The 17,187-nt window shown below is 64.9% G+C and carries 13 protein-coding genes; 7 read left to right on the top strand and 6 right to left on the bottom strand.

Annotated elements, in window-relative coordinates; translation table 11 throughout:
• Positions 1-17: 17 nt before the first annotated feature.
• The 4 genes from EDC39_RS15750 to EDC39_RS08720 all read left to right on the top strand — a co-directional run bounded on the left by EDC39_RS15750 (position 18) and on the right by EDC39_RS08720 (position 5,538).
• Positions 18-1,430 carry a response regulator gene (locus EDC39_RS15750; protein ID WP_148896004.1) on the top strand — a complete coding sequence of 471 codons (1,413 nt, stop codon included), beginning with the start codon at positions 18-20 and terminating at the stop codon, positions 1,428-1,430.
• Positions 1,431-1,539: 109 nt separating this feature from the next.
• Positions 1,540-4,197 carry a valine--tRNA ligase gene (locus EDC39_RS08730; RefSeq protein WP_148896003.1) on the top strand — a complete coding sequence of 886 codons (2,658 nt, stop codon included), beginning with the start codon at positions 1,540-1,542 and terminating at the stop codon, positions 4,195-4,197.
• 123 nt (positions 4,198-4,320) lie between these two features.
• Positions 4,321-5,088, top strand: a complete 768-nt coding sequence (locus EDC39_RS08725; protein WP_148896002.1) for a class I SAM-dependent methyltransferase — start codon at positions 4,321-4,323, stop codon at positions 5,086-5,088.
• 117 nt (positions 5,089-5,205) lie between these two features.
• Complete coding sequence (locus tag EDC39_RS08720) at positions 5,206-5,538, top strand: hypothetical protein (protein WP_222862855.1); 333 nt, start codon at positions 5,206-5,208, stop codon at positions 5,536-5,538.
• A 45-nt stretch (positions 5,539-5,583) separates the two neighbouring features.
• Here EDC39_RS08720 and ptsP read toward each other — a convergent pair whose 3' ends face one another.
• The 4 genes from ptsP to EDC39_RS08700 form a co-directional block, all read right to left on the bottom strand.
• Positions 5,584-7,878 (bottom strand): phosphoenolpyruvate--protein phosphotransferase, encoded by a 2,295-nt coding sequence (gene ptsP / locus EDC39_RS08715; protein ID WP_148896001.1) that lies wholly within the window; start codon positions 7,876-7,878, stop codon positions 5,584-5,586.
• A gap of 384 nt (positions 7,879-8,262) precedes the next feature.
• Entirely contained in the window at positions 8,263-10,545 is a 2,283-nt protein-coding gene (locus EDC39_RS08710) for a sigma 54-interacting transcriptional regulator (protein ID WP_148896000.1), read from the bottom strand.
• Between the two features lie 86 nt (positions 10,546-10,631).
• Entirely contained in the window at positions 10,632-11,648 is a 1,017-nt protein-coding gene (locus tag EDC39_RS08705) for an oligopeptide/dipeptide ABC transporter ATP-binding protein (RefSeq protein WP_148895999.1), read from the bottom strand.
• On the bottom strand, positions 11,639-12,601 hold the full coding sequence (locus EDC39_RS08700) for an ABC transporter ATP-binding protein (protein ID WP_148895998.1): 963 nt from the start codon (positions 12,599-12,601) through the stop codon (positions 11,639-11,641). The genes EDC39_RS08705 and EDC39_RS08700 overlap by 10 nt, the downstream gene beginning before the upstream one ends.
• A 341-nt stretch (positions 12,602-12,942) precedes the next feature.
• On the opposite strand from EDC39_RS08700, the gene EDC39_RS08695 reads away from it, so the two are divergent.
• From EDC39_RS08695 to EDC39_RS08685, 3 genes are all read left to right on the top strand, one after another.
• Positions 12,943-13,941, top strand: a complete 999-nt coding sequence (locus EDC39_RS08695; protein WP_148895997.1) for a YhdH/YhfP family quinone oxidoreductase — start codon at positions 12,943-12,945, stop codon at positions 13,939-13,941.
• 10 nt (positions 13,942-13,951) lie between these two features.
• Positions 13,952-14,734 (top strand): enoyl-CoA hydratase/isomerase family protein, encoded by a 783-nt coding sequence (locus EDC39_RS08690; protein WP_148895996.1) that lies wholly within the window; start codon positions 13,952-13,954, stop codon positions 14,732-14,734.
• A gap of 161 nt (positions 14,735-14,895) precedes the next feature.
• Positions 14,896-15,711, top strand: coding sequence for a ZIP family metal transporter (locus EDC39_RS08685; RefSeq protein ID WP_148895995.1), 816 nt, complete (start codon positions 14,896-14,898; stop codon positions 15,709-15,711).
• On the opposite strand, the gene EDC39_RS08680 is transcribed toward EDC39_RS08685, so the two are convergent.
• Both EDC39_RS08680 and EDC39_RS08675 read right to left on the bottom strand, forming a co-directional pair.
• On the bottom strand, positions 15,708-16,253 hold the full coding sequence (locus tag EDC39_RS08680) for a YkgJ family cysteine cluster protein (RefSeq protein ID WP_148895994.1): 546 nt from the start codon (positions 16,251-16,253) through the stop codon (positions 15,708-15,710). The two genes, EDC39_RS08685 and EDC39_RS08680, sit on opposite strands and share 4 nt — an antisense overlap.
• A 5-nt stretch (positions 16,254-16,258) precedes the next feature.
• Positions 16,259-17,083, bottom strand: a complete 825-nt coding sequence (locus EDC39_RS08675) for a DUF3014 domain-containing protein (RefSeq protein ID WP_187426719.1) — start codon at positions 17,081-17,083, stop codon at positions 16,259-16,261.
• Between the last annotated feature and the right edge of the window lie 104 nt (positions 17,084-17,187).

Genomic DNA, 17,187 nt, shown 5'->3' with positions numbered 1-17,187 from the left:
CGACAAGGAGGCTTTCCATGAGCAAGAGGCTGCTTCTGGCCGATGACAGCATCACCATTCAGAAGGTCATCGGCATTACCTTTGCCAACGAAGACTTCGAACTCGAAATCGTTGACAATGGCGATGCCGCGCTGGACAGCGCCAGGGCCCGGCGTCCCGACATCATCCTGGCGGATGTCTACATGCCCGGCAAGAATGGTTACGAGCTCTGCCGCGCGGTCAAGGAGGACCCAGAGCTCAGGACGGTTCCCGTTCTGCTGCTGACCGGAACCTTCGAGCCGTTCGACGAGGACAAGGCCCGTCAGGCCGGTGCCGACGACTGGATTGCCAAGCCCTTTGAGTCGCAGGCGCTTATCGACAAGGTCGAAGAGCTGCTCGAACGGGCCGCGGCCGAGGCGGTGGCACCGTCGCCAGCGGTCGACGAGCCGGCGGAAGCGGCGTCAGCCGTTGCGGAAGAGCCGGCCGCCGAGGTCGAGGAGGAAGAGATCCTGTCGCTCGGCGAAGAGGACATCTGGGTCGACGAGGAAGACCTGGAGATCGTCGAGGAGGACTTCGATTTCGAGGAGCCGTTCGCCGAGCCGGCGGCGGCCGCGCAACCTGCCGCCGAAGAACCGGAGTCGACCGAGGTGCCGGCCGAGGAGGCCGCCGTGGCGGACGACGACATCTGGGGGGCGGTCAGCTTCGACGAGGACGATCTGCTGAGCGAGCCGCTGCCGGAGCCGGCTCCCGCTCCCGAATTTGACACCGAGCCGGTACTGCCCGGGCAGGAAGCTGCTTCCCGGCCGGAGCCGGTGGCGGTGGAAGAGGCTTTTGTTGCTCCCGAACCGGAGCCGCCGACAGAGGAGGTCGTAGCCCCTGGGCCCGTCGCCGCCGAACCGGAGCGGGAAGTTGCCGGTGAGGCGATCTGGGAGGAGACGGAAGAGGAGATTTTCGATCTCGACGATATCGACGTGATCGACGAAGAGGAACTGCTGGCCGAAGCCGGGCTGGAAGCTGCCGCTGCCGCTGCCGAGCCGGTACCGGTGGCGGAGGAAGAAACCGTTGCCGAACCGGCTGCCGAACCGGCTGCCGAACCGGCTGCCATTCCGGTCAGCGAGGCTGCTCCTGCCGCCGGTTTCGAGTGGGAAGAGGCACCGGTCGAGCCGGTGGCGCCGGCAGAGCCGGAGGTGAGGGGGATCGACCTGGCGGCGATGGAGCCCGAGCCTGAGCCTGAAGAGGTGCCCGTCGTCGCCGGCACCGAGGCCGTCGAGAAACAGGTGGCGGCGGCCCTGAACGAGGAGCAGCTCGAGGCGATTGTCGAAAAGGTGGCGGGAGCGGTCGTCGAGCGGCTGGCCGGCACGGTGCTGGAGCGCATCGCCTGGGAGGTGGTGCCCGACCTCGCTGAAAGTTACATCAAGGAAGAGCTTCGCAAGATTCGAGACGCGGTCTGACGCGGCCCGGCAGAAGAGCAAGTCCAGTTGACGATGGAAGTGGGGATTGCTAGAATCCCCACTTCTTTTTTGGGTAGCGACCGCGATCATTCCGAAGAGGCTGCAAGAGATGGACAAAGGATTGCCCAAGGGGTACGAGCCCCGCGATGTCGAGTTGAAATGGTACCGCCGGTGGGAGGAAGACGGCTGTTTCGAAGCCGATGAGCATTCGCCTCGCCCCCATTACTCCATCGTCATTCCCCCGCCGAACGTCACCGGTGTCCTGCATATGGGACACGCTCTGAACAATACCCTGCAGGACATTCTCTGCCGCTGGAAGCGGATGACCGGCCACGAGGTTCTCTGGATGCCGGGCACCGACCATGCCGGCATCGCCACCCAGAACGTGGTCGAAAAACAGCTCGCCGCCGAAGGGGTCGACCGGCACGAGCTCGGGCGCGAAAAGTTCGTCGAGCGGGTCTGGCGCTGGCGGGAGGAGTCCGGCGGCCAGATCATCAATCAGCTCAAGCGGCTCGGTGCCTCGTGCGACTGGCGCCGCGAGCGTTTCACCATGGACGAGGGGCTCTCCCGGGCGGTGCGTGAAGTCTTCGTCAGTCTCTACGAGCAGGGACTGATCTACCGTGCCAACCGGCTGATCAACTGGTGTCCCCGCTGCCACACCGCCCTGTCCGACCTCGAGGTCGAGCACGAGGAGCAGAAGGGCCATATCTGGCACCTGCGCTACCCGGTGGTCGGCAGCGACCGCTACCTGGTGGTGGCGACCACCCGTCCGGAAACCATGCTCGGGGATACGGCGGTGGCAGTGCATCCCGAGGACGAGCGCTACGCCGACCTGGTCGGCCGCAAGGTGCGGCTGCCCCTTGTCGACCGCGAGATTCCCATCGTCGCCGACACCTACGTCGACCGCGAGTTCGGCTCCGGGGCGGTGAAGATCACCCCGGCCCACGATTTCAACGACTTCGAGCTGGGACGGCGGCACGATCTTGAGCAGATCAACATCTTCGACGAATCGGCCGTGGTCAACGAAAACGGCGGTCCCTACCGGGGGCTGGGCCGTTTCGAGGCCCGCGAGAAGGTGCTGGCCGATCTCGAGGCACAGGGCCTGCTGGAGAAGGTGGAGGAGCACGCCAACGCCGTCGGCGAGTGCTACCGCTGCCGCTCGGTCATCGAGCCCTGGCTCTCCAAGCAGTGGTACGTCAAGGTCGGTCCGCTGGCCGAAGAGGCGATCAGGGCGGTCGAGGACGGCAGGACCCGCATCGTTCCCGAGCACTGGACCAAGACCTACTTCGAATGGATGCGCAACATCCAGGACTGGTGCATCAGCCGGCAGATCTGGTGGGGACACCAGATTCCGGCCTGGTTCTGCGACGACTGTGACCAGATTACCGTTTCGCGCCAGGACGCCGAGACGTGCGCCCACTGCGGCAGCCGCAACATCCGTCGCGAAACCGACGTGCTCGACACCTGGTTTTCCTCCGCCCTCTGGCCCTTTTCGACCATGGGCTGGCCGGAGAAGACCGAGACCCTGCAGAAGTTCTATCCGACCTCCTGTCTGGTGACCGGTTTCGACATCCTCTTCTTCTGGGTCGCCCGCATGATGATGATGGGGCTGAAGTTCATGGGTGAGGTCCCGTTCCGGGACGTCTACATCCACGCCCTGGTCAGGGACGCCCAGGGGCAGAAGATGAGCAAGAGCAAGGGGAACGTCATCGATCCTCTGACGGTGATCGAGGAATACGGCACCGACGCCTTCCGCTTCACCCTGGCCGCCTTCGCCGCTATGGGACGGGACATCAAGCTCTCGACCGACCGCATCGCCGGCTACCGCAACTTCACCAACAAGCTGTGGAACGCCAGCCGGTTCACCCTGATGAATCTCGAGGACTTCGATCCCGAGGGGTGCACCCTCGACGGCCTCGACCTGTCGCCGGCCGACCAGTGGATTCTCACCCGGCTCAGGGAGACGGCCGCGGCCACCGGCCAGGCGCTGGCCGAGTACAAGTTCAACGACGCCGCCGGCAGTCTCTACGCCTTTACCTGGCACCAGTTCTGCGACTGGTATGTCGAGCTGGTGAAGGACGAGCTCTACGGCGAGGACGCCGCCGCCCGCCGGCGGGTGCAGACGGTGCTCTACACGGTGCTCGAGCAGCTGCTGCGGCTGCTGCATCCTTTCATGCCCTTCATCACCGAGGAGATCTGGCAGGCGCTGCCCGGCAAGCGCCCCTGCCGCTACCTGATGCAGGCCGCCTATCCGGACGGCTCCGAGCTGAGAGCCGATGCGGCGCTGGCCGGGCGCATGGAGCAGGTGATGGAGATCATCCGCGGCATTCGCAACATCCGCGGCGAGATGGACATCGCCCCCAGCCGGCGCATCACCGTGGTGCTCGACTGCCGGGACGAGGCGGCGGCCGCCGTGGTGGCCGAGGGGCAGGCCTACATCCGCTCGCTGGCGCGGGTCGACGAGCTGCGCTTCGGCGTCGGCATCGAGCGTCCGGAAAAATCGGCGACCCAGGTCGCCGGCCCGGTGGAGATTCTCGTCCCCCTGGCCGGACTGATCGACATCGCCGAAGAGGAAAAGCGCCTGAGCAAGGAGGTCGCCAAGGTGCAGAAGGATGTCGATTTCTTCCGCAAGAAGCTCTCAAACGAGAAGTTCGTCGCCAACGCCCCGGCGCACGTGCTGGAAAAGGACCGCGGCAAGCTGGCCCAGGCCGAAGAGAAGCTGGCGGTGCTCAAGCAGAGCCTGGAGCGCATCCGCTCCCTCGGATGAACCTTCCGCCAGATCGACGCATCACCCCGGCCGCAGGCGTTTTCGTCTGCGGCCGTTTGTTTCTATTGACCGGCGTCATTGCATGGGTGACACTTTTGCCGTCTCTTATTTGAGAGGGCATGGATGCGCAAAGCGTTGAGCAGGGAAAAACTGCAGGGCATCTATGGACAGATCGCGAAGCGATATGATTTCCTGCACGCATTCCTCACGGCCGGAACCGACCAGAAGGGCAGAAGGATTCTGGTCGAGAATGCTGTTCGCCAAGGCGACAGAATCCTGGATTGCGGTTCCGGCACCGGATCGGCCGGGCTTCTGGCTGCGCGGTTGGCAGGTGAGCGTGGCCGGGTGACTCTCTTCGATCTCAGCGCAGAGATGCTGGCGGTGGCACGGGAAAAGGCGATCCGGGAGGGGCTTCAGGACCGCGTGACTTTTCAGACGGGTGACATGGCCCGTCTGCCGTTTGCCGATGACAGCTTTGACGTGGTCCTTTCAACCTACAGCCTGTGTCCCCTGGATGACCCGGAACAGGGCGCTCTGGAACTGTTCCGGGTGACCAGGCCCGGCGGCAGGGTTGCGGTTGCCCATTCGACCGAGCCTGAAAACAGGCTTGTCAGATGGCTGGCCGGCCGCATTGAAGATATCGCCTGGCGGTTTCCCCGGCTGTCCATGGGCTGCCGGGCCGTCAGTGTCGTTTCGGTGCTGGAGCGGGCAGGCGGTTGGGTCGTTTTGGCAAAACGCATCGGCCTGCCATTGTGGCCGTTCATGCTTTTCATTGTCGAGAAACCGGCAAGTCCGGCATCCAGTTCGCCCGGCGCGGGGTGCGCCCCATCGACCTCGTCACTCAGATTCTGTCACCAGTCGCCACCACCCGTTCTACGGAAACAGTCATGAGCAAAGTGAAACACACGGCAAGTTTCAGCATCGATCAGCCGGCAAGGGTGCTCTTTCCCCTGTTCAGCGCCGAAGGGGAGAAGCTGTGGGTTCCGGGGGGGGGATTACGAAAATGTCATGGGCTCGACCGGTCTGCATGAGGACTATGTCTTCCTGACGAAAAATCATGATCATGCCTCGGCCGATGCGATCTGGCTGGTGAAGCGGTACGAGCCGGAATCTTGCCTGGTGCAGTTCTACAAGGTGGAGCCGCAGGACAAGGTCGGTGTCATTACCGTCCGGTGCCGAGAGCTCGCCGAACGTCTGACCCGGGTCGAGGTGACTTACGAATACATCGCCCTGAGCGAAAGGGGCGAACAGTTCATTGCCGGGTTTACCGCGGATGCGTACGAGGCGTTTATCGGCGAATGGAATCGGCTGTTGGTAAATTATTTTGCGGCCAAGGGTTGACGGCCTGCCCCCTCCGCTTCTGGTGCGGCGGAAAAAGACGCAGAGTCAGTCCTTCGGCAGCAGGCGCTGCAGGCGGCTGCGAATCTCGTGGCTTTCGCCGAGATCGACGATCTCGTCAACGGCGCGGGCCGTCTGTTCGAGGTTGATGCGCTGCAGCAGGGCCTTGATGCGGGGAATGTAGGGCGCCGGGGTGGAAAATTCGCGCAGGCCGAGGCCGAGCAGGGCGAGCAGCCCCAGCGGATCGGTGGCCATCTCGCCGCAGAGACAGAGCGCGCGGCCGGTATCCCGGGCGATGAGGTGAATCTGGCGGATGGTCGCCAGAACCGCGGGGTGCAGGGGGTCGTAGTACTTGCGGACCAGTGGATTGCCCCGGTCGGCGGCCAGCAGGTACTGGACCAGGTCGTTGGTGCCCAGGGCGAAGAAGTCGACCAGCTCGGCCAGGTGGCGGGCGATGGGGATGGCCGCCGGCACCTCGATCATCACCCCCAGCGGAATGTCGGCCACATGTTCGATCTCTTCCCCGGCCAGGTTGGCCGCCGCCTGCCTGACCGCCTGCCGGCAGGCCAGGGCCTCCTCCACCGACGAGATCATGGGAAAGAGCAGTCTGACGTCGCCGTGGCGGGCGGCCATGAGAATGGCCTCGATCTGGGTGATGAAGATGTCCGGATTGTCGAGCGAGACCCGGACCGAGCGCCAGCCCATGAACGGATTGTCTTCCTCCGGCGGCGCGAAGTAGGGCAACGCCTTGTCGCCGCCGATGTCGAGGGTGCGGATGGTGACCACCTCGCCCGGAAATCCTTCCACCACCTTGCGGTAGAGCCGGTACTGGTCGTCGCGGTCGGGAAAGCCGCCGCGCGCCATGTAGGGAAATTCGGTGCGGTAGAGCCCGACGCCGCGGGCGCCGTTGTGGCGGGCGATCTCGATGTCGCTGACCAGGCCGATGTTGGCCCGCAGCACGATGTCGACGCCGTCGGCGGTGCGGGCCGGCAGTTTCCGCAGCTCGTCGAGCCGTCCCAGCTCCCGCCGCCGCTCCCGGTCGAGCCGGCGGTACTCCTCCTCGACGGCCGGCTGGGGGCGGATGTAGAAGGTGCCGGCGTTGGCGTCGAGAATGACCGGGGCCTCCGGTTCGAGATGGCGCAGCACGCCCCTGACGTCGACCATGGCCGGAATGCCGAGCGACTTGGCCATGATCACGGCGTGGGAATACTCGCCGCCGGATTCGGTGACCAGGCCGAGCACCTGCTCGGGATCGAGGCTGGCCATGTCGGAGGGCAGGATCTCGTGTGCCACCAGAATGCCGGGGGTTTTCAGGTGCAGGCCGCTTTCCTCCCGCCCGGTCAGGTGCGCCAGGATGCGCCGGCCGATGTCGGCCATGTCGGCCGCCCTTTCCCGCAGGTAGGGGTCGTCCATCTTTTTGAAGGCGTCGATGTAGGTGCTGACCACCTTCTTCAGCGCGTAGGGGGCGCTGTGCCCGGCGTCGATCTCGTCGAACAGCTTGTCGACGAAGCCGTGGTCCTCGAGGATCATCAGGTGGGTGTGAAAGATCGACGCGTCCTCCTCGCCCAGGCGTTCCGCCATCCGTTTTTCGAGAAACAGGGTCTGGATGCGGGTCTTTTCCAGCGCGTCGGCGAGTCTGCTGCGTTCCTCGTCGGCGTCGACGCCGTCCTCGTCGAAGATATCGGCGAATCCCTGCTGGTTGTCGAGGATGTGCGCCGGTCCCATGGCGACGCCGGGGTAGGCGACCTGGCCGCGCAGGATCGGTCGCTGCTCACACTCGTCGGCTGCTGTCGGCTCTCCGGTCTGTCCGGGGTCGGGCAGGGCGCTCTGCCGTCTGTTGATCGAGTCGAGCAGCCGGGCATTGATGACGATCGACGCCACCTGGAAGGCGATGGTCGACAGGGCGCTGATCTCCGTCTCGGTGAAGGTGCGCGGTTCGACGGTCTGGATGACGATGACGCCGAGCGGATTCTGCCGATCGAAGAGCGGGATGCCGAGGAAGGAGTGGTAGCGTTCCTCGCCGGTCTCGGCGAAGTAGCGGTAACGGGGATGCTTTTCCGGTTCGCGGATGGCGACGGTCTGCCGCTTCTCGACGGTCAGGCCGGCAAGGCCCTCGCTGGTTTTCATGGTCACCCGGCCGACGGCGTCGGGACTCAGGCCGTGAGTGGCCCGCAGGCGCAGGGTTTCGCCGTCCGGATCGAGCAGGTAGAGCGAGCAGACCTCGGTCTGCATCCGGCGCGCCACCAGGTCGACGATATTGTTCAGGGTCTCGTCGAGATTGTGCGACTGCAGGATCAGGGCGCTGATGTCCTCAAGGGTGCGTAATCCGAGTTTGCCTTGCATCGGTTCCGTTGCTGCCGGTCGTGTTGAGGGAGCGAAGGTGTGTGTTCGCGCCCCATGATAACCAAGGCGACGGGCTGTCGCCAAAAAAAAACGCCGTCCGGGGGAGAGAGAGCCCGTGACGGCGTCAAAAGGGGCAGGAATTGGTTGAAGGATCCTGTGTCCCCGGCATGTATTCATTTGTTAAGCAAGGGGTGTGCCAAGGGGCGCAGATGACGTGACAGGGGGATTTATCGGCGTTTGCGGCGGTGCGGAGATGTCGAAGTGTGTCAAAAATGGCCCATTTTGGCCGCTGCTCCCGGTATTTCGCCACGAAAGGCAGTGGTAAGGCCAATTGTGAATGTGTCGCATGTGGCACACCTGTGCGGCATGTGTGCCACAGCTGGCTCAGGTGGGCCGGCGGCGAAAGGCCTTGCTGTCGATGCCATGCCGTTCGAGCAGGCGGTAGAAGGTGCGGCGTGGCAGCTGGGCCTTGCGAGCGGCGGCGGAGACGTTGCCGCCCGTTTCCTGCAGATAGCGCTTGAGCAGGTTGGCCTCGATTCTCCCGACCTGGGCCGAGCGCAGTTCGTTGAACGTGGTGGGTCGATCGGCCGGCAGCTGGAGCTTCTGGTAGAGCTCGGCGAAGACGACCGGCAGGTTGTCGAGATGGATCACGTTGTCCTGGGTGAGAACCGCGGCGCGTTCGATGATGTTCTGCAGCTCACGGATGTTGCCCGGCCAGTGGTAGTTGAGCATCGCTTCCACCGCCCGGTCCTCGATGCCGAGCAGGGGCTTGTTCAGCCGCTTGCTGGCGCGTTCGACGAAATGGTGCGCCAGGGCGGGCAGCGATTCCCTGCGATTGCGCAGGGGGGGCAGGTTGATGGTGAAGACGTTGAGGCGGTAGAACAGGTCTTCGCGGAACCAGCCTTCGCGCACACCCTGTTCCAGGTTCTTGTTGGTGGCGGTGATCAGGCGGATGTCGACCTTGATCGAGCGGTTGCTGCCGACCGGCTTGATTTCGCCGTTGTCGAGCACCCGCAGCAGTTCCGCCTGCAGCTTCGGGGTGATGTCGCCGATTTCGTCGAGAAAGATGGTGCCGCCGCTGGCGGTCTCGAACAGCCCCTTCTTGTCGGCGTGGGCGCCGGTGAAGGCCCCCTTGACGTGGCCGAAGAGCTCGCTTTCGAGCAGGCTGTCGGGCAGGGTGGTGCAGTTGACGGTGACCAGCGGCCGGTCGGCGCGCAGGCTCTGCCGGTGGATGGCACGGGCGGTCAGTTCCTTGCCGGTCCCCGACTCGCCCCGGATCAGCACCGTGGTCGGGGTCGGGCCGACCTGGCGGATCAGGTCGAGCACTTCGCGTGTCTTGCCGTCCTCGGCGATAATCTCCAGGTCGCCGAATTCCTGGTCGAGGGCCCGGCGGGCCAGTTCGTATTTCTGCGCCAGGTTGAAGCGGTCCTCCTCGAGAACCTGCAGTGAGTAGGGCAGGCACATGCCGCCTTCCGCCAGCCCCTGGTAGACTGCCACGGCGTGTTCCCGGCAGGTGTGATAACCGCAGGCGCCGCAGTTCAGCTCGTCCTTTTCGCTGTGCTTGTTGGTGGCGCGCAGGATCTGGCGGATGCTTTCGGCGCTCGGCAGGGTCAGCCGCCGATGCTTGTTGGTGAAGGTCCGCCCCAGGTCGGGACTGGCATCGACGTCCAGGTAGTGTCCGGCCGTGCGGTAGGGGATGTCGGTGCTCTGGTGATAGCCGTAGATGAGGTGCCGCTTGGTGAAGGTGGTCAGACGGTTGTTCTTGCCGGGGCCGCCGATACAGCCGCCGTTGCAGAAGCGGATGTCGACCACCCGGGGACGGATGCGCCCGGCCGCCAGGTCGCGGATGATTTCCAGGGCGTTCTCTTCCCCTTCGGTGGCGATGTAGTCGGGATTGTGGGAATCGTGCGGAATGCCGAAGGCACGGAACGGTCCGCCGGCGATGGGAAAGATGCGTCCCTGATGTGGTTCGATGCCGTCGAAGGGGGTCTCCGGCATTTCCCTCAGCCGGTAGCCGTGCTCGTCGAGCATGATGTTCAGCTCGCGGTAGGTCAGCACCGTGTCGATGGCGCCGGCCACCGGTTCGCCGGCGATCTCGAATTTGCCGGCGATGCAGGAGCTGATGTAGATCACCCGGGTGTCGCTGCCGCGCTGCTGCTTGATGAAGCGGCCGATGGCGACCATGGGCGAAACCACCGGCAGCAGGTTCTTCAGCAGCTGCGGATAGTGCCGTTCGATCAGGTCGACCACCGTCGGGCAGTGGCTCGAGATCAGCGGTGTCTGCGGCGGCCGCTCGATCAGGCGGCGGTAATCGTCGCGGATCAGCTCGACGCCGCTGGTTCCTTCGTGGACCTCGACGAAGCCGAGTTTTTTCAGTGCCGTGACCAGCTGTCCGGGACGGATGTCGTTGAAAAAGGCGGGAAAAGAGCAGCCGAGTACGGCGACCACGTCACTGCCCCCGGCCAGCAGGCGGCGGGTTTCGTCGATGCAGTCGGCAATCTGCTTGGCGTTCTGCGAGCAGGAGCGCAGGCACTTGCCGCAGCCGATGCAGCGCTCGTGGATGACTTCGGTGCAGTCCTCCTTGACCTTGATCGCCTTGACCGGGCAGTTGCGCACGCAGGCGTAGCATTTGCGACAGAGATCCCTGTCGGTGGTGATCGGACCCATGGGCCTCCCGTACCAGAAAAGGTGGGTGATTAGACAAGTGGTCGGATTGTGCCATCGACGGCACAGTGAGTCAAGCCGGAATCCGGTCAGGACCCTGCCGGGGCGGCCGGCCGCCGGTAGCGTCCGACCTGCTCGCTGTAGTGGCAGGCGGTGTGGTGTCCGGTGTCCTTTTCGACCAGCGGCGGGTTCTCCACCCGGCAGATTTCGCCGGCGTAGGGACAGCGGGGATGGAAGGGACAGCCGGCGGGCGGGGTGATCGGAGAAGGGACTTCGCCGGCGAGGATCTGTCGTTTCTGGCGGCGTTTCGGGTCGGGAATCGGCACGGCGTTGAGCAGGGCCTCGGTGTAGGGATGCAGTGGATGACGGTACAGTTCACGGGCCGGGCCGAGTTCGACGATGCGCCCCAGGTACATGACGGCGACCCGGTCGCTGATATGCTCCACCACCGCCAGGTCGTGGGCGATGAAGAGATAGGAGAGCCCGTCCTGCTGCTGGATGTCGCGCAGCAGGTTGATCACCTGCGCCTGGATGGAAAGATCGAGGGCAGAAACCGGCTCGTCGGCGACGATCAGTTCCGGTCTGACTGCGATGGCGCGGGCGATGCCGATGCGCTGCCGCTGGCCGCCGGAAAATTCGTGCGGATAACGGTCGAGGTGTTCCGGACCGAGGCCGACCCGGTGGGCCAGTTCACCGACCTCGACGGCCAGTTCCTTTCCGGTGGCGAGGCCGTGCAGCAGCAGCGGCTCGGCCAGGATGTCGAACACCTTCATTCGTGGATTGAGGGAGGAGAAGGGGTCCTGGAAGATCATCTGCATCCGCCGGCGGTAGGGGCGCAGTTTGCGCTGGTTCAGGCGGGTCAGGTCGGTGCCGCCAAAGCGGATGACGCCGCTGTCCGGCTCGATCAGGCGGGTGATCAGACGGCCGGTGGTCGATTTGCCGCAGCCCGATTCGCCGACCAGGCCGAGGGTTTCGCCCGGTGCCAGACTGAAAGAGACGCCCGCCACTGCCCGCAGCCTTTGGGGCGGTCCGGACAGGGGACCCCGGCTGACGGTGAAGGACTTGTGCAGATCGCAGACTTCGAGCAGGACTTCGTTCATCGGCATTTCCAGCAGCGGACCAAGTGGCCCGGCCGCATCTCTTTCAGCCCCGGCGTCCGGCTGCGGCAATGACCGTCCGCCAGCGGACAGCGCTCGGCGTAGGCGCAGCCGGGGGGCAGGTCGGCGATGTCGGGGACCTGGCCGGGAATGGGGTTGAGGCGCTGGCGTTCTTCTCCCAGCTTCGGTATGCAGTCGAGCAGCCCCCGGGTATAGGGGTGCAGCGGTTCGCCGAAGATTTCGCCGGTGGCGGCCGTTTCGACGATCAGGCCGGCGTACATGATGGCGACCCGGTCGGCGCTTTCCGCCACCACCCCGAGGTCGTGGCTGATCAGCAGGGTCGCCATTCCCCGTTCCCTCTGCAGGTCGAGCAGCAGATCCATGATCTGCGCCTGGATGGTGACGTCAAGGGCGGTGGTCGGTTCGTCGGCGATCAGCAGCGCCGGATCGCAGGCCAGGGCCATGGCGATCATCACCCGCTGCCGCAGGCCGCCGGAGAGCTGGTGCGGGTAGTCGGCGAGCCGCATGCCGGCTTCGGGAATCCCGACCTGGGTCATCAGGTCGGCGGCGGCGCGCAGGGCCTCCCCCCGGTTCATGCCCCGGTGCAGCCGCAGGGCTTCGGCGATCTGTTCGCCGACCCGGAAGACCGGATTGAGCGAGGTCATCGGCTCCTGGAAGATCATGGAGATGCGGTTGCCCCGGATGCGTCTCAGCTCCGGTTCCGGCAGCCGCAACAGGTCCTGGCCGTCGAAGCGGATCTCTCCACTGACGATGCGTCCCGGCTCGGGTACCAGCCGCAGGATGGAAAGGGCGGTCATTGACTTGCCGCAGCCCGATTCGCCGACCAGGGCAAGGGTTTCGCCCCGGCTGATGTCGAGGTCGATACCGTCGATGGCCTTGACGATGCCGCGCTCGGTCTGGAAGTAGGTTTTGAGATTGCGGATGGAAATCAGCTCTGCCATGCCTGACCGGGGACCTCGGGAAGGGGTTTTCTGGACTTTACACTCTCGCTCCCGAAGGGTCAACCGCCGCCGGCGTTCGGGAACGCCGGGGAACTGCTTTGGTCCGTTGAATCCGAATCAGTGAGTCTGGGCTGGATGGAGAGTGCAAGTGCTGGTTCCGAACAAAGATTTTCCAAAATCGCAAGGTGCGCCCACAGGTTCACCGGTGATTTTGGGAAAGTTTAGGAGTAGATAATGACTTGTGCTATTCACCAGTGATAAATTTGCTGATTCAGGTTAAAGTAAGGTCCTGATCCATGTATGCAGTCCTGTCAAACCCATTCAAAAATCGGGAGGAAGAGATGAGCCAGATCTTCAAAGCCTTTTGGGTCGAGGAAGTCGAAGCGAAAAAATTCAGCCGCAGTATCGTCGAGCGCAGTACGGACGATCTGCCTCCGGGCGAGCTGCTGGTGCGGGTGCGCTATTCGTCGCTCAACTACAAGGACGCCCTGTCGTCGATCGGCAATCGCGGCGTGACCCGTAAATATCCGCATACCCCCGGCATCGACGCCGTCGGCGAGGTGGTGAGCTGCAGCGACGGCGCCTTCGAGCCAGGTGCTGCGGTGCTGGTGACCGGCCGTGACCTGGGCATGAACACCCCCGGTGGTTTCGGGCAGTACATCCGTGTCCCCTCGGACTGGGCGCTGCCGCTGCCGACCGGTCTGAACATGGCCGAAAGCATGATGCTGGGCACCGCCGGCCTGACGGCGGGGCTGTCGGTGCAGGCGCTGCTCGACGCCGGTTTGCGGCCGGATTGCGGCGACATCCTGGTGACCGGCGCCACCGGCGGTGTCGGTTCGCTGGCCATTCCCATGCTGGCCGCCGAGGGGTTCCGGGTCGTCGCCTCGACCGGCAAGGAGAGCGAGCATGCCTTTCTGCGCGATTTGGGAGCCGCCGAGGTGATCAGCCGTTCCGACGTGCTGGAGAACGCCGACAGGCCGCTGCTGTCGGAGCGCTGGGGCGGCGTGGTCGACTGTGTCGGCGGCTCGATTCTCGCCGCCGCGCTCAAGGCGACCCGCCATGGCGGGGCGGTGACCTGCTGCGGCCTGGTCGCGTCGCCGGAGCTGCATGTCAACGTCTTCCCCTTCATTCTGCGGGGCGTGAGCCTGCTCGGCATCGATTCCGTGGAGATCGACCGTGACCGCCGGGAGCAGGTATGGGGCAAGCTGGCCGGGTCCTGGAAGCCGTCGCAGCTTGCCGACATGAGCCGCGAGGTCGGTCTGGACGGTCTGCAGGTCGAAATCGACCGCATGCTGCAGGGGCAGTCCCGCGGCCGGGTGCTGGTCAACCTCGACCGCTAGGGAGGGCGGCATGGATTTTCGCAACCTGCTGCTCGAAAAGAAGGAGAGGGTCGCCGTCCTGACCGTCAACCGGCCCGCGGCCCTCAACGCCCTCGATCCCGCCACCATTGCCGAACTCGGTGAGGCGCTGCGGAAGCTGGAGGAGGATCGCGACGTGCACGTGGTCATCCTCACCGGCGCCGGTGACAGGGCCTTCATCGCCGGCGGCGACATCTCGGTCATGGTATCCCTCGGTCCGCTCGAGGCCCGGGAGGCCGCCCGCAGTGCCCAGAAGCTGTTCTGCCAGATCGAAAAGATGCCCAAGGTGGTGATCGCCGCCATCAACGGTTACGCTCTCGGCGGTGGCTGCGAGCTGGCCATGGCCTGCGACATCCGCCTGGCCGCCGAGAGCGCGAAAATCGGCCAGCCCGAGGTCAACCTGGGCATCATTCCGGGCTGGGCGGGCACCCAGCGGCTGCCGCGCCTGGTCGGCAAGGGCATCGCCAAGCAGCTGCTGTTTACCGGTGACATGATTTCCGCCCGGCGGGCGATGGAGATCGGTCTGGTCAACGAGGTGTATCCTGACGACGGGCTGCTGCCGGCGGCCAGGGAGCTGGCGGCCAGGATCGCCGCCAAGCCGCAGGTGGCGGTACGGCTGATCAAGGAGGCGGTCGACAACGGGTTGGAGATGGGCTCGGAGCAGGCCTTCGAATATGAGGCCGATCTGTTCGGGCTCTGTTTCGCCACCGAGGACCAGAAGGAGGGAATGAACGCCTTTTTGCAGAAGCGGCCGCCGGTCTGGAAGAACCAGTGACCGGTCGGGACGATCACGGGCGCAGGAGCGGGACGCGCCATGGCGCGCCCCGCTCCTGCGCCGGGTACCGATGAAAAGGCTGGCGCAGCGGCGGGCGTCTGATGTAACGTTGTCACTACGGCCGTTCGCCCCCATGCTACCCCTTTGATTTCTTTGCCGCCATGTTCGAGCCTTTTCAGCAGCTCAGTCCCGTTGTCCAGACCCTGCTGGCGACACTCTTCACCTGGGGAGTGACCGCCGCCGGCGCCTCGCTGGTCTTTTTCGTTCCGGTGGTGCGGCGCAGGCTGCTCGACGCGATGCTGGGCTTTGCCGCCGGCGTCATGATCGCGGCGAGTTTCTGGTCGCTGCTTTCCCCCGGTATCGAGATGGCCGCCCAGCTGGGGCACACCCCCTGGCTGACCGCCGTCATCGGCTTTCTCGGCGGCGGCGTCTTCATGCGCCTGACCGACCGTTTCCTGCCGCATCTGCATCCCGGGCTGCGCATCGACCAGAGCGAGGGGGTCAAGACCTCGTGGCAGCGCAGCACCCTGCTGGTTCTGGCCATCACCCTGCACAACATCCCCGAAGGTCTGGCCGTCGGCGTCGCTTTCGGTGCCGTAGCCGTCGGTCTGCCGTCGGCGACCCTGGGGGGCGCGATTGCCCTGGCGCTGGGCATCGGTATCCAGAACTTTCCGGAAGGGACGGCGGTTTCGCTCCCCCTGTGCCGGGAAGGGATGGGCAAGGGCAGGAGTTTTCTTCTCGGGCAGGCGTCCGGCATGGTCGAACCGGTCGCCGGGCTGATCGGCGTTCTGTTCGTGACCTACATGCAGTCCATTCTGCCCTACGCGCTCTGTTTCGCTGCCGGGGCGATGATCTTTGTCGTCGTCGAGGAACTGATTCCGGAATCGCAGCGCATCAACGCCCATATCGACCTCGTCACCATGGCGACCCTGGCCGGGTTCGCGGTGATGATGGCCCTCGACGTCGCCCTCGGTTAGCCGGCAGCGGCCAGCGGGTTCCAGACGAGCGCCTCAGCGACGCGCAGGCGCTCCGGCATCCTGATCCCCTCTCTTTTCAGTTTTTCACCCAGCAGCAGATTGATCGCCACCAGGGTCTGGTTGAGACGGTCGAGGTCGAGAACGACCTCTCCCGGCAGGCTGTCGAGTCCCCGGAAGTTGAGCGGGCAGAAGTCGATGCGGCGTTCTTCGCCGCTGCCGACCAGCAGTGGCAGTCCCTGGGTCCGGCAGATGACCGGCCGGGCGTCATAGAGCAGGCAGAGGTTCTGCTCCAGCAGCGGACAGTCGTCGCCGGCAGTGTTTGCGAGACGTTTCCGGACCCGTTCGCGTAGTGGTGGCGGAGCTTCGGCGAGGGCCCCGGACAGGGCGAGGGCTTCCACCGGCAGAACGCCGATGTGAGTGCAGCAGCCGGCGCAGCCCGGACGGCAGTACAGCTGCTCGCCGAGACGTTGCCTGGTTTTGGCGGCGAAGGCATCGATCCGGGTCAGCAGCTGCCGGTAGGCGGCAAGAGCGGATGACGGCATGGTTCTCAGCCCGGCCCGGCCAGTTCGGTCCGCAACTCCTTCAGCCATTGCAGCAGGGTGCGGGCGTGCTGCTCTCCCGCACGCAGCAGCAGCTTGCGGCCGGCCGATTCGGCTTCCAGGCGCGGATCGGCGAAGCGGTAGCGGTTGATGTGTCGGACCAGGGGAATCGGTTCCTTCGGCAACGGCGTGGCCAGCAGATGATCAATGACCTCGATCAGGCGGTCGTTGAAATAACCCGGCTGCCCGGTCTGCCGCCACGCCTGTTGGAAGAGAGGATAGAGGCCGCGATAGATGCGCAGCAGGGTCTGCTGCGGGATGGCTGTCAGCAGCCGGATGTAGGGGTCGTAGCGCCGGGCGTTGGCCGAGCTGATCACGTCGTGGCCGTCGAGCCGGTCGACAAGAAAGGGGGGCGCCGGCGGATTCACCGGCAGGTGCTGTCTCGGCAGGTTTTTTTCGGGCAGCTGGTCGATGAAGACCACCAGCCGGCCGATGAAATGTTCCAGCCGCAGCAGCCGCAGCAGGGATTTGTCCCGGACCAGGTCCTGCAGCCGTCTTTGCAGATAGCCGTCGACTTCCGCCAGCTTTCTGGGGAAGGGGAGAACGGCCGGCTGTTTCGCGTCCGTTTCCGGCGGTTTTTCCGGCAGGGAAACCGGGTGGCGCGGCGGCATGGGCAACCGCTCGCTCTGTTTCGGGGGAGCCTGCGGCGGCGGTTCGATGTCGGCGGCCGGAGTCGGCGGGCTCTCCGGTTCCAGGGTGTCGTAGAAATACCAGCCGGCGTAGAAGGCGAGCAGGACGACCAGCAGCAGAACGGCGAAGGTTTCCAGTTTCATTTTCGATCCCATGAAACAGAAGATTAGGGCAGCCATCGGCCGGGGTCAATGACGAATCAGGTTTTTTCGGCATTCGACAACGGATCGTCCGTCCATCTGGTATA

The sequence above is a fragment of the Geothermobacter ehrlichii genome (assembly GCF_008124615.1).
GTDB classification, from domain to species: Bacteria; Desulfobacterota; Desulfuromonadia; order Desulfuromonadales; family Geothermobacteraceae; genus Geothermobacter; species Geothermobacter ehrlichii.
Note: the sequence above shows the minus strand (reverse complement) of the source record. Positions and strands in the feature narration are given on the sequence as shown.

Excerpts from the sequence above, each read along its gene's own strand:
- EDC39_RS08700 (WP_148895998.1), bottom strand. The coding sequence starts at position 12,601 with ATGGCAGAGCTGATTTCCATCCGCAATCTCAAAACCTACTTCCAGACC.
- EDC39_RS08730 (WP_148896003.1), top strand. The coding sequence starts at position 1,540 with ATGGACAAAGGATTGCCCAAGGGGTACGAGCCCCGCGATGTCGAGTTG.
- EDC39_RS08720 (WP_222862855.1), top strand. The coding sequence starts at position 5,206 with ATGGGCTCGACCGGTCTGCATGAGGACTATGTCTTCCTGACGAAAAAT.
- EDC39_RS08725 (WP_148896002.1), top strand. The coding sequence starts at position 4,321 with ATGCGCAAAGCGTTGAGCAGGGAAAAACTGCAGGGCATCTATGGACAG.
- EDC39_RS08690 (WP_148895996.1), top strand. The coding sequence starts at position 13,952 with ATGGATTTTCGCAACCTGCTGCTCGAAAAGAAGGAGAGGGTCGCCGTC.
- EDC39_RS08680 (WP_148895994.1), bottom strand. The coding sequence starts at position 16,253 with ATGCCGTCATCCGCTCTTGCCGCCTACCGGCAGCTGCTGACCCGGATC.
- EDC39_RS08695 (WP_148895997.1), top strand. The coding sequence starts at position 12,943 with ATGAGCCAGATCTTCAAAGCCTTTTGGGTCGAGGAAGTCGAAGCGAAA.
- ptsP (WP_148896001.1), bottom strand. The coding sequence starts at position 7,878 with ATGCAAGGCAAACTCGGATTACGCACCCTTGAGGACATCAGCGCCCTG.
- EDC39_RS08675 (WP_187426719.1), bottom strand. The coding sequence starts at position 17,083 with ATGAAACTGGAAACCTTCGCCGTTCTGCTGCTGGTCGTCCTGCTCGCC.
- EDC39_RS08705 (WP_148895999.1), bottom strand. The coding sequence starts at position 11,648 with ATGCCGATGAACGAAGTCCTGCTCGAAGTCTGCGATCTGCACAAGTCC.
- EDC39_RS15750 (WP_148896004.1), top strand. The coding sequence starts at position 18 with ATGAGCAAGAGGCTGCTTCTGGCCGATGACAGCATCACCATTCAGAAG.
- EDC39_RS08710 (WP_148896000.1), bottom strand. The coding sequence starts at position 10,545 with ATGGGTCCGATCACCACCGACAGGGATCTCTGTCGCAAATGCTACGCC.
- EDC39_RS08685 (WP_148895995.1), top strand. The coding sequence starts at position 14,896 with ATGTTCGAGCCTTTTCAGCAGCTCAGTCCCGTTGTCCAGACCCTGCTG.